Origin of the sequence: Kluyvera cryocrescens NBRC 102467 (genome assembly GCF_001571285.1) — a bacterium.
In the GTDB taxonomy this organism is placed as follows: domain Bacteria; phylum Pseudomonadota; class Gammaproteobacteria; order Enterobacterales; family Enterobacteriaceae; genus Kluyvera; species Kluyvera cryocrescens.
The window spans coordinates 91,328-103,703 of sequence record NZ_BCTM01000010.1; the positions used below are offsets into that span (position 1 = coordinate 91,328).

9 protein-coding genes are annotated in these 12,376 nt (G+C 55.6%); 5 read left to right on the forward strand and 4 right to left on the reverse strand.

What is annotated here, in order from left to right; translation table 11 throughout:
* Positions 1-44: 44 nt before the first annotated feature.
* From copA to ybaK, 3 genes are all read left to right on the forward strand, one after another.
* Positions 45-2,546, forward strand: coding sequence for a copper-exporting P-type ATPase CopA (copA, locus tag KCR01S_RS08305; protein ID WP_061282012.1), 2,502 nt, complete (start codon positions 45-47; stop codon positions 2,544-2,546).
* Between the two features lie 89 nt (positions 2,547-2,635).
* Positions 2,636-3,430 (forward strand): TraB/GumN family protein, encoded by a 795-nt coding sequence (locus tag KCR01S_RS08310; protein ID WP_061282015.1) that lies wholly within the window; start codon positions 2,636-2,638, stop codon positions 3,428-3,430.
* Between the two features lie 201 nt (positions 3,431-3,631).
* Positions 3,632-4,111, forward strand: coding sequence for a Cys-tRNA(Pro)/Cys-tRNA(Cys) deacylase YbaK (gene ybaK / locus KCR01S_RS08315; RefSeq protein ID WP_061282017.1), 480 nt, complete (start codon positions 3,632-3,634; stop codon positions 4,109-4,111).
* A 53-nt stretch (positions 4,112-4,164) separates the two neighbouring features.
* On the opposite strand, the gene ushA is transcribed toward ybaK, so the two are convergent.
* Positions 4,165-5,817, reverse strand: a complete 1,653-nt coding sequence (gene ushA, locus KCR01S_RS08320) for a bifunctional UDP-sugar hydrolase/5'-nucleotidase UshA (RefSeq protein WP_061282020.1) — start codon at positions 5,815-5,817, stop codon at positions 4,165-4,167.
* Positions 5,818-5,991: 174 nt separating this feature from the next.
* On the opposite strand from ushA, the gene KCR01S_RS08325 reads away from it, so the two are divergent.
* Together KCR01S_RS08325 and ybaL are read left to right on the forward strand one after the other, a co-directional pair.
* Positions 5,992-7,212: an MFS transporter gene (locus KCR01S_RS08325; RefSeq protein ID WP_061282022.1), complete on the forward strand. Its 1,221-nt coding sequence runs from the start codon at positions 5,992-5,994 to the stop codon at positions 7,210-7,212.
* Positions 7,213-7,467: 255 nt separating this feature from the next.
* Entirely contained in the window at positions 7,468-9,144 is a 1,677-nt protein-coding gene (gene ybaL, locus KCR01S_RS08330) for a YbaL family putative K(+) efflux transporter (RefSeq protein WP_052283810.1), read from the forward strand.
* A gap of 42 nt (positions 9,145-9,186) precedes the next feature.
* On the opposite strand, the gene KCR01S_RS08335 is transcribed toward ybaL, so the two are convergent.
* The 3 genes from KCR01S_RS08335 to adk all read right to left on the reverse strand — a co-directional run bounded on the left by KCR01S_RS08335 (position 9,187) and on the right by adk (position 12,353).
* Positions 9,187-10,491: an inosine/guanosine kinase gene (locus KCR01S_RS08335; protein ID WP_061282176.1), complete on the reverse strand. Its 1,305-nt coding sequence runs from the start codon at positions 10,489-10,491 to the stop codon at positions 9,187-9,189.
* A gap of 63 nt (positions 10,492-10,554) precedes the next feature.
* A complete protein-coding gene (gene hemH / locus KCR01S_RS08340; RefSeq protein ID WP_061282024.1) occupies positions 10,555-11,517 on the reverse strand; it encodes a ferrochelatase in 963 nt (320 codons plus the stop codon).
* Between the two features lie 191 nt (positions 11,518-11,708).
* The gene (gene adk / locus KCR01S_RS08345; RefSeq protein WP_061282025.1) at positions 11,709-12,353 is read right to left on the reverse strand and encodes an adenylate kinase; all 645 of its coding nucleotides are present in this window, start codon (positions 12,351-12,353) and stop codon (positions 11,709-11,711) included.
* Positions 12,354-12,376: the final 23 nt, after the last annotated feature.

Here is a 12,376-nt window from a genome sequence, read left to right on the forward strand (position 1 = left end):
GACGAAAAGGTGAATTTGGTCACCCTGCAATTAAGGAGAGCATCATGTCTCATACCATCGACCTGACTCTGGACGGCCTGTCCTGTGGTCACTGCGTAAAACGCGTCAAAGAGAGCCTGGAGCAACGCCCCGACGTTGAACAGGCAGAGGTCACTATCGAAACCGCGCACGTCACCGGTAGCGCCAGCGCCGAAGCGTTGATCGATACCATTAAACAAGCCGGCTATGGTGCGGAGTTAAGCCACCCAAAGGCTAAACCGCTGGCAGAGTCATCATCCCCGTCGGAAGCACTGACAGCGGCCACCCCTGAGCTTCCGGCAGCACAGGACCTGGATGACAGCCAACAGCTGCTGATCAACGGTATGAGCTGCGCCAGCTGCGTTTCTCGGGTACAGAAAGCTTTGCAAGCTGTCCCCGGCGTCGTACAGGCACGGGTAAACCTGGCGGAGCGCACGGCCTTAGTGATGGGCAACGCTTCCGCCGGTGATTTAGTACAAGCCGTAGAGAAAGCAGGCTACGGCGCAGAAGCGATTGAGGACGATCTCAAGCGCCGCGAACGCCAGCAGGAAACCGCGCTGGCAACCATGAAACGTTTTCGTTGGCAGGCAATTGTCGCCCTGCTGGTCGGTATTCCGGTCATGGTTTGGGGGATGATCGGCGACAACATGATGGTCTCCGATGATAACCGCGCCCTGTGGCTGGTGATTGGCCTGGCAACCCTCGCGGTGATGGTCTTTGCCGGCGGGCACTTCTACAGCAGCGCCTGGAAAAGCCTTAAGAATCGCACCGCCACCATGGATACGCTGGTCGCACTCGGCACCGGCGTGGCGTGGCTCTATTCGATGAGCGTTAACCTGTGGCCGCAGTGGTTCCCAATGGAAGCCCGCCACCTCTATTACGAAGCCAGCGCCATGATTATCGGTTTGATAAACCTCGGCCATATGCTGGAAGCACGGGCGCGTCAGCGTTCGTCCCGGGCGCTGGAAAAATTACTCGACCTCACGCCGCCAACCGCGCGAGTGGTCACCGATGACGGCGAAAAAACCGTGCCGCTGGCCGACGTGCAGCCGGGCATGACCCTGCGTCTTGCCACCGGCGATCGCGTGCCGGTCGACGGGGAAATTAGCCAGGGTGAAGCCTGGTTTGACGAAGCGATGCTGACCGGCGAGCCTATTCCGCAGCAAAAAGGCGACGGCGACAGCATTCACGCCGGTACCGTGGTGCAGGACGGCTCCGTGCTGTTTCGCGCCAGCGCGGTCGGCAGCCATACCACCTTGTCACGCATCATTAAAATGGTGCGCCAGGCGCAAAGCAGCAAGCCTGAAATCGGTCAGTTGGCCGACAAAATCTCGGCGGTCTTTGTGCCGGTGGTGGTCGCTATCGCCATTTTCAGTGCCGCCATTTGGTACTTCTTTGGTCCAGCGCCGCAGATTGTCTACACCCTGGTGATTGCCACCACGGTGCTGATTATTGCCTGCCCATGTGCGCTGGGTCTGGCCACCCCAATGTCGATTATCTCCGGCGTTGGTCGCGCCGCTGAATACGGCGTCCTGGTACGTGATGCTGATGCATTGCAGCGCGCCAGTGAGCTGACGACGCTGGTATTTGATAAGACCGGGACCCTGACCGAAGGGAAACCGCAGGTGGTGGCGGTGAAAACGCTGAACGGCCTTAGTGAAGCGACAGCGCTGCGCTTAGCCGCCGCGCTGGAACAGGGTTCGAACCACCCGCTGGCACGCGCCATTTTAGAAAAAGCAGCCGAAACATCGTTGCCGCAGGTCAGTGCCTTCCGCACTCTTCGCGGTCTGGGCGTGAGTGGTGAAGTCGATGGGCATCGGGTACTGCTGGGCAACCAGGCGTTGATGCACGAACAGCAGGTCGTGACGCGTGAGCTCGATGATGACATGACGCAGCAGGCCGCCAAAGGCGCAACGCCGGTGCTGCTGGCCGTTGACGGTCATGCCGCCGCGCTGTTCGCCATCCGCGATCCGCTGCGCAGCGACAGCGTGGCGGCGCTGCAGCGTCTGCACCGCGAAGGCTACCGCCTGGTCATGCTGACCGGTGATAACCCTGTCACCGCCAACGCGATTGCCAAAGAAGCGGGGATTGATGAAGTAATTGCTGGCGTCTTGCCGGACGGCAAAGCGCAGGCGATTAAAGACCTGCAGGCGCAGGGCCAGAAAGTGGCAATGGTCGGTGATGGCATTAACGATGCTCCAGCGCTGGCTCAGGCAGAGGTCGGTATCGCCATGGGCGGCGGCAGCGATGTCGCCATCGAAACCGCGGCCATCACCCTGATGCGTCATAGTCTGGTGGGCGTAGCCGATGCGTTGGCAATCTCCCGTGCCACGCTGCGCAACATGAAGCAGAATCTGCTCGGCGCCTTTGTTTACAACTCGTTGGGTATTCCAATTGCCGCGGGGATCCTGTGGCCGTTAACCGGTACATTGCTCAACCCGGTAGTGGCTGGGGCGGCAATGGCCTTGTCTTCCATCACCGTGGTGAGCAACGCCAACCGTCTGCTACGCTTTAAACCGAAACAGTAATCCCGCCGTCCCTCCCATCTTTGGGAGGGACGCGTTTGCACCTTTTTCCCCATCGCGCTAGCATGAGATTTTCCTTCCAGGGAGCGCGGATGAGCCTGCTAAATCAACTCCAAAACCTGTGGCGCGCCCTGCGCGGTTCAACCTATAGCTGGCCGGCGCTTGACGTTGTTTTACCCGGAGGCCGCCATTTACACCTGGTCGGCAGTATCCATATGGGGACCCGCGATATGGCCCCGCTTCCCGCCAGGCTGATTAAAAAGCTGCGCCAGGCCGATGCGCTGATCGTTGAGGCCGATATTTCCGGTAGCGAAATGCCGTTCAGCGATCTCCCGGTCTGCCCGCCGTTGGCCGAACGTCTGAGCGAAGCGCAGCTAAGCGAGCTGGAAAACCGAGTCAACGAACAGGGACTATCGCTGTTTCGTTTTGACAGCCAGCCGCTGTGGCAAATTGCCATGGTGTTGCAGGCCACCCAGGCACAGCGCTTAGGGCTGCGTCCAGATTATGGCATCGACTACCAATTACTCACGGCCGCGCGTGCTGCTGAACTGCCGGTGCAGGAGCTGGAAGGCGCCGATAGCCAGATCGATCTCTTGTGCCAGTTGCCCGATGGCGGGAAGGCGCTGCTGGACGATACGCTGACCCACTGGCATACCAACGCGCGATTGTTACAGGTGATGATCGGTTGGTGGCTACAGCAGCCGCCGTCAAACGGTACGGCCTCGCTGCCAAATACCTTCAGCCAGTCGCTGTATGACGTATTGATGGTGAAGAGAAATGAAGCCTGGCGCGATACGCTATTGGCGCTGCCGCCGGGACGCTACGTGGTTGCCGTGGGGGCGTTGCATTTATACGGGGAAGGCAATCTGCCGCAAATGTTGAAATAAAAAAATGGCCAATATTTCTATTGGCCCGTCAAAGAGGAATTTCATCATTATTATTATCCCGAAGTTTACACTCCGGATCCTTCGATTGTCGCTCAAAGTTGCCGCAACTGCCAAGACCTAATGCGCAAGATTATACTATTTTTTAGTCTGTTTACGGGCGTATGCTGAGTGCATATTCCGTTTGTGGTAAGAAGGAACGTTATGACTCCCGCCGTTAAGTTACTTGAAAAGAACAAAATCCCATTCAGCATCCACACCTACGATCACGATCCCAATGAAACCAATTTTGGCGATGAAGTGGTGCGTAAATTAGGTCTTAACGCCGACCAGGTTTACAAAACGCTACTGGTTGCGGTGAATGGCGATATGAAGCATCTCGCCGTCGCGGTCACGCCGGTCGCCGGGCAACTGGATCTCAAAAAAGTGGCCAAAGCGCTGGGCGCGAAGAAAGTGGATATGGCCGACCCGATGGTGGCGCAGCGCGTGACCGGGTATCTGGTGGGCGGCATCAGCCCGCTCGGGCAGAAAAAGCGTCTGCCGACGGTGATCGACGCGCCATCGCAGGAGTTTGCCTCTATTTTTGTCTCCGGCGGTAAACGCGGATTAGATATCGAACTGGCGGCGGCGGATTTAGCGAAAATCCTCGGCGCGACCTTTGCAGATATCGCGCGCCGGGATTAAGAGGGACGCTCTTGACTGACTCTCTCCCAATAAGGAGAGAGTCAGTCAGAAACTTACTGCCAGCTCACTTCCCCTTTCGGTTCGTAAGCGTTCACGTCGAGCGGTGAATTCTGTTCGATATACTGCTTCAATACTTCAGCATCGATAAAGCCCGTATTCACATACCCCGGCTTGCTATCAATCTTCGGATAGCCGTCGCCGCCGGTGGCATTAAAGCTCAGGGTGGCTAAACGGTAGGTTTTCGCCGGATCAATCGCCTCACCTTTGATTTTCAGATCCTGAAGCTGCCCGCCTTTTGCCACAAAGCTGACGTTGGCAAACTGCGGATAGGCACCGGAGTCCGGCTTCATCTGCGCCACGACGGTCAGGTATTCGGTAACCTCTTTCCCGCTCATGTCGGCATACACCACCACATTACCGAACGGTTGCACCTTCAGCACGCTCTTGTAGGTGATATTGCCGGCTTCGATAGAATCACGAATGCCGCCGCCGCTCATCACGCCAAAATCAGCACCGGTACGCGCCATTTGTGCCGCCAGAATCAGGCGCCCCATGTTGGTCTGCACAAAGCGTACTTTGCTACGGTCACCTTCCAGATGCCCGTTAACGCTCCCCACTTTAACGTCCAGCTGTGCTTTACCTTTGCTCTGGAATGGCGTCAGCAGCGACAGCATCTGCGGGTTCTCCGGGATTTGTGGCGTGTAAAGTACGCGCTCACTTTGCCCGTTGTCATAGGTCACTTTTTTCTTCAGGTTGACCGGAATCAACTGGTAGTGCACCAGCTTCAGCTCGCCGTTGCGGAACTCAAAGTCAGCGCGGCCAACGTATTTTCCCCACTCGTGGGCCTGAACAATCCAGATACCATTTTGTTTGTCCGGAGCACACGGGGTGCCAGGCACATAATCGACCTGCTTTTTATTCTCTGAGGCCATGCACACCGGATCTTGTGAGTGGCCACCCACAATCATCGCCAGTGAGCCAGCAGGCAGGCTGCGCGCCATTTCTACGTCGCCCGGCGCGTTGGAACCATGCTCGCCGTTATCGTAGTGCCCCATATGGGTGGTCGCCAGAATCAGATCGGGCTTCTCATTTTGCTGCAGTTCCTGAATAACCAGCTTCGCCTCTTCCGCCGGTTTGCGGAATTCGATATCGGTGAAGTATTCCGGATTACCGATTTTCGCCGTGTCGTCGGTGGTTAAACCAATCACGGCAATTTTCAGATCCTGACGTTTAAACAAAGCCCAGGGTTTAAACAGGCGCTCACCGGTGCTCTTTTGATAGATATTGGCGGAGAGGAACGGGAATTTAGCCCATTTTTCCTGCTGGCGCAGTACGCTCATGGGATTATCAAACTCATGGTTACCGACGGCCATGGCATCGTAGCCCACCAGATTCATCCCGCGAAAATCAGGCTCAGCGTCCTGGAGGTCAGACTCCGGCACCCCGGTGTTGATATCACCGCCGGACAGCAGCAGCACGCTACCGCCTTCGGCCGCGACCTCTTTACGAATACCGTCCACCAGCGTTTTCTGCGCCGCCAGACCGTACTCACCGTACTCGCTACGCCAGAAGTGCCCGTGGTGATCGTTGGTATGCAGAATGGTGATTTTATAAGTTTTATCTTGCTGGTAAGCCTGTGCCGGTAAGCTGGTTAACGATAAAGCCGCCAGCATCGCCAACGCCACGCCCCGTTTGACGAATCGCATAAATCTCTCCCTGAGTGAATAACAACCGCAGAAATTACAACGCTATGAAATATTAGTCTAATTTGTTTTCAGAAATGAGACTTCCTTCAAACGTCTTAGGCAGGTATCTTAGTCTGATAACTATTATTAAAGCGTTTATCCCCAACATCGCTCGATAAAATACAAGTGGAATCTATGGCAATCTCTGAAACTAGCCCTACCCGGCCGGGCTCTTCTGCGTCTTCGCAAAAGGGCCGCACTTCATTCGGCATCCTGGGAGCAATCAGCCTCTCCCACCTGCTTAACGACATGATCCAATCGCTGATCCTTGCGATTTACCCGCTCCTGCAGTCAGAGTTTTCGCTGACATTTGTGCAGATCGGGATGATCACCCTCACCTTCCAGCTCACCTCGTCGTTATTCCAACCGGTTATCGGTTACATCACTGATAAACGCTCAATGCCGTGGTCGCTGCCGGTGGGCATGTGCTTTACCCTGACGGGCCTGGTGCTTTTGGCGCTGGCTGGAAGCTTTGGCATGGTGCTGCTGGCCGCAGCGTTGGTCGGGACCGGTTCTTCGGTCTTCCACCCGGAATCCTCTCGCGTAGCGCGTATGGCCTCCGGTGGTCGTCACGGGCTGGCGCAGTCTATTTTCCAGGTGGGCGGTAACTTTGGTAGTTCGCTGGGGCCATTGCTGGCAGCCGTCATCATTGCGCCGTACGGTAAAGGCAACGTCGCCTGGTTTGTGCTGGCAGCGCTGCTGGCAATCGTCGTGCTGGCGCAGGTGAGCCGCTGGTACGCCACGCAGCATCGTATGAATAAAGGGAAACCTAAAGCGCCGATTATTAATCCGTTACCCAAAAACAAAGTGATTCTCGCCGTTTCCATCCTGTTAATGCTGATTTTCTCGAAATACTTCTATATGGCGAGCATTAGCAGCTATTACACCTTTTATCTGATACAAAAATTCGGATTATCCGTACAAAATGCGCAGATTCATTTATTTGCCTTCCTGTTCGCCGTTGCCGCAGGCACAGTGATTGGCGGCCCTGTCGGGGATAAAATTGGGCGTAAATATGTTATTTGGGGCTCTATCCTCGGCGTTGCACCGTTTACCCTTCTTTTACCCTATGCAACCCTGTGGTGGACCGGAATTTTAACGGTGATCATTGGATTTATCCTCGCATCCGCCTTTTCGGCCATCCTGGTGTACGCTCAGGAGCTGTTACCCGGCCGTATCGGCATGGTTTCCGGGCTATTCTTCGGCTTCGCATTTGGCATGGGCGGCTTAGGTGCTGCGGTGTTGGGGCTGATTGCCGACCACACCAGCATTGAATTGGTTTATAAAATATGTGCTTTCCTACCACTTATTGGGATGTTGACCATATTCTTACCTGATAACCGCCAAAAACACTAAGTTATGGGCAGCCAAAGTATCATTTTGGCTGCCATCACTTCCCTGTAAGCTCGCCCTCTACCTGACTTCCCGCATCCATTTTTCACTTTTGTGCCATTTACCTCTAAAAATTCAATTTTTTAGCTAAATTCAAGAATTATTCACAAACAAAATAGTGAAAATTGTCATAAACTATTACCAGGCTTTTTGGTTTTCAGGCTGTTTTGACACTCTGCACCAAAAATGGAACCACGCATCACGACGAAAGGAGACGGAATGCATCACGCCACACCGCTTATCACCACCATTGTTGGTGGCCTTGTGCTCGCTTTTTTCCTTGGCATGATTGCCAATAAGTTAAGAATTTCCCCTCTGGTAGGTTATTTATTAGCGGGCGTGCTGGCCGGACCGTTTACTCCAGGATTTGTCGCTGACACCAAACTTGCGCCGGAACTGGCAGAATTAGGCGTTATTCTGCTGATGTTTGGCGTGGGTCTCCATTTCTCGCTCAAGGATCTGATGGCGGTAAAGTCGATAGCCATCCCCGGAGCGATTGCTCAGATAGCCGTCGCCACGCTGCTGGGGATGCTGCTCTCCACCTTCTTAGGCTGGTCAATGATGACCGGTATCGTCTTTGGTCTGTGTCTTTCCACCGCCAGTACCGTGGTGCTGCTGCGCGCGCTGGAAGAACGACAGCTTATTGATAGTCAGCGAGGGCAAATCGCCATCGGCTGGCTTATCGTCGAAGATCTGGTCATGGTGCTGACGCTGGTTCTGCTGCCAGCCGTCGCCGGCATGATGGAAAAAGAGAACATTGGCCTTGCCTCGCTGGCAATGGATATGGCCATTACGATTGGTAAAGTCGTGGCGTTCATCGCCATCATGATGCTGGTTGGTCGTCGCCTGGTGCCGTGGATCCTTTCACGCAGCGCCGCAACGGGCTCTCGCGAACTGTTTACCCTCTCGGTCCTGGCGCTGGCGCTGGGCATCGCCTTTGGCGCCGTTGAACTGTTCGATGTCTCCTTTGCGCTGGGTGCCTTCTTCGCCGGTATGGTGCTAAATGAATCCGAGCTTAGCCACCGCGCCGCCCACGACACGCTGCCGCTGCGCGATGCGTTTGCGGTGCTGTTCTTCGTCTCCGTCGGCATGCTGTTTGATCCGCTGATCCTGATTGAGCAACCGCTGGCCGTACTGGCGACGCTGGCCATCATTATCTTCGGTAAATCTCTGGCAGCCTTTGGGCTGGTGCGCCTGTTTGGCCACTCGCAGCGTACCGCGCTGACTATCGCCACCAGCCTCGCGCAGATTGGTGAATTCGCCTTTATTCTTGCCGGTCTGGGCATGGCGCTGGATCTGTTACCGCAGGCCGGACAAAACCTGGTGCTGGCGGGTGCAATCCTCTCCATTATGCTCAATCCAGTGCTGTTCACGGTGCTTGAGAAGTATCTCGAGAAGACGGAAACGCTGGAAGAACAGACGCTGGAAGAAGCGCTGGAAGACGAAAAGCAGATCCCGGTGGATATCTGCAACCATGCGCTGCTGGTCGGTTATGGCCGCGTAGGGAGCCTGCTGGGGGAGAAGTTAATGGCCCAGGGCATTCCATTGGTAGTGATTGAAACCTCGCGTACTCGTGTAGACGAGCTGCGCGAGCGCGGCATTCGTGCGGTGTTGGGCAACGCCGCCAATGAAGAGATCATGAATCTCGCGCACCTCGACTGCGCCCGCTGGCTGCTGCTGACCATTCCTAACGGCTACGAGGCCGGTGAGATTGTGGCCAGCGCCCGTGAGAAGTGCCCGCACCTTGAGATTATCGCCCGTGCGCATTATGACGACGAAGTCGCTTACATTAGCGAGCGAGGCGCAAATGAAGTGGTGATGGGCGAACGTGAGATTGCGAAAACCATGCTGGGGCTACTGAGTGAGCCGCCGCTGAAAGAGGCGGTGAGCGGGTAGTGAAAAAAAGCGGGGGCCATTGGCCCCCGTTGCTATATCCACTTAGCGTTCCCAGTACGCCTCTTCAAGGCTATCTTCTTTCTCCGGCAGCCCACGCGTCAGACGCGGAGAGTGCTGGTTCAATACCTGATAGCTCACCCGGTTCGCATACTTACAGACCTGCGCCAACGACGAATAGGTTAGCCAGTTGTGCTGATGTTTGCTGGAGTTGGGTACATTCGTGCGATGGTAGGCGTTGGCGGTTATATCGTGCAGCAGCGCGGCCAGCGCGCCGTCACCGGCGCCGTTGGTGTTCATAATCTTCTCAGGCCCGCCCATAAACGGCGCAATATGCGAATAGATACGCAGCGGATCCTGACAATCTTTAAAACGTACCGCCCGGCTGAATTCGTACTGGTTGAATTCAGCAATAGCCCCCGGCAGCAGCGGATGCTGCGTTTTCCGTTTGGCATCATTTTCGGTGAAGCCCGCCATATACAGCCCGGTAGGCCCGGCGGTGCACAGCACCAGATCGACCCAATCCAATGCTTTATCTGCGGCCTGCAGCGGGTCGCTCAGTCCGGTCAGTGCTTCCGCCTCTTCTTCATTCATCGCCAGAATTGACACGTGCTCTTTGATAAAGCTCTGCCACCACTCCGGGCTATCGGCGATAACAAATTTGGTCCCCAGCGTTAGCACCACCGGCACGTCGTATTTCTTCGCGTAGGCGATAGCCTGCATGGTGGCGTCCGGCATCGGTTCGCCCGGTTTACAGCGTACCAGATAGGACGTCAGCACCAGCGCAGAAGCCCCGGCGATAACGGACTCAGGAATACTCTCCGGACGCAGCTTATTCATGTGTCCTGGGCTGATGGCAAAGGTTCGCTCTCCGGCATCGCCAATCAGGGTGAAGCAACGGCCAATAGGCCCATCCACGCCCTGCAAATAGTTGAGATCCGTACGGCTGGAGGTATTGCACAGGTAACGATAGGCGTAGCCACCAATTTCGATATTGCTGCACATCACGCCGAGCAGGACCGAGCGATCGTCCGCCAGCACGGAATAGTTGTGCATCGTGTTGCCAATCGTCCCACCGGCAAACTGGTGAGTGATCAGATTTTCACGTACCAGTTCCTGGTACAGCGCTTCCGCAACCTCATCTTCAATCACCAGCGAGTGCCCGGCGCTCAGGCCATAGCGCGCGATAAACGCATCATCGACTTTGGCTTCGATATCCACCAGCGTCTGGTCGATACCGACCACCCATGAGACGCTGGTTTCGCTCTCAGGTTGGATCTGTTTTAGCAGCGGATCGCGAGCGTCCACCGGGAAATAGTGTTTAGATTTGCGCTTACCGGGAAATTTCATGGTGATTTTTGTGTGGCCGTTAACAGGCGGAGAATAGTAGCACACTCCCCCGCCTGCTTGCGATTAGCGATACGACGCGGTCAGATTGGCCATCATCGTAATGTGCGCGTCATCGTCGTTCAGCGCCGGAATATACTCATACTTCTGTCCACCCGCCTCGAGGAACACCTCACGGTTCTGTACCGCAATTTCCTCCAGCGTTTCCAGACAATCCGCAGAGAAGCCCGGGCACATTACCTGAATATGTTTCACCCCTTTTTCACCGAGCATTTTCAGCGTCTCGTCGGTGTACGGCGTCAGCCACGGTTCACGGCCAAAACGGGATTGGTAGGTCATCATAACTCTATCAGGCGAAATGCCTAACGCAGAGACCAGCTCGCGCGTGGTGTCACGGCAGCGCTGCGGATAGTCATCACCTTCATTGGCATAGCGCTGGGGAATGCCGTGGTAGGACAGCAGCAGCACTTCCGGTTCGCCGTTACGTTCAAATGAGGCCCGCGCACTGGCGGCCAGCGCCTGAATGTAGTCGTGGTCAGTGGCATAGTCACGAATGAACGACACGCTGGGGATCGCGCGCTTGGTCGCCAGAATGCGCGCCAGTTCATCCCACACCGCCGCAACGGTTGAGCAAGAGTACTGAGGATAGAGCGGCAGAACGATCAGTTGGTCAACGCCCTGCGCTAACAGCTCATCCACCGCGCTTTGCAGCGACGGCGTGCCATAACTCATCCCTAATACAACCGGCACGTCCGGCAGGCGTGCGGCCAGCGCACGCTGCTGACGGCGGCTATAGACCATCAGCGGTGATCCCTCTTCCATCCAGACGGATTGATAGAGTTTCGCCACGCGCGGGGCGCGAATGGGTAGGATCACGCCGCGCAGCAGCGGCCACCACAGCAGCCGTGGGGTATCGACAACGCGTCGGTCACTGAGAAATTGCAGCAGGTAACGTTTAATTGCGCCCGGCGTCGGCGCATCAGGGGTGCCGAGGTTAACCAGCAGAATACCGGGTTTCTTATGATGCATTACCGCCTCTTATCGATTCAAATTGTTGATAATTGTAGCGGAAAAGCGAAGAAGAAAAACTAATTGCTGTGAGAGGCGCTGAGATAAGGTGCTGATGATGCTACGTCTACCCGGCCTACGGAATACTCTGTAGGCCGGATACGGCGTTTATGCCGCCATTCGGCACTGAACATGCTGAAGGACGAGAAACATTAACCGAGGATTTTTGCCAGTTCAGCGCGTACGTCGGCAACGGCTTTGGTACCGTCAACTTTCGCGTACTTGGTGTTACCCGCCTGCGCTTCTTTGGAGTAGTAACCGATAAGCGGTGCAGTCATCTGATGGTATTCAACCAGACGCTTACGCACGGTTTCTTCCTGATCGTCTTTACGCGTGGTCAGCTCTTCGCCGGTCACGTCATCTTTACCTTCAACCTTAGGCGGGTTGAATTTGATGTGGTAAACACGGCCAGATGCCGCGTGAACGCGACGACCAATGATACGGTCAACGATCAGCTCATCAGGAACGTCGAATTCCAGAACGTAGTCAACGTTGATACCCGCTTCCTTCATGGCGTCAGCCTGTGGGATCGTACGCGGGAAGCCATCCAGCAGGAAACCATTACGGCAGTCTTCCTGAGAAATACGCTCTTTCACCAGCGCGATAACCAGTTCGTCGGTAACCAGTTTGCCCGCGTCCATGATGTCTTTAGCTTGTTTGCCCAGCTCGCTGCCGGATTTTACCGCGGCACGCAGCATGTCACCGGTGGAAATTTGCGGAATGCCATATTTCTCCATGATGAACTGTGCCTGAGTTCCTTTCCCCGCGCCCGGAGCGCCAAGCAGAATGATACGCATTGCGAAAATCCCCTCAAAGGTTG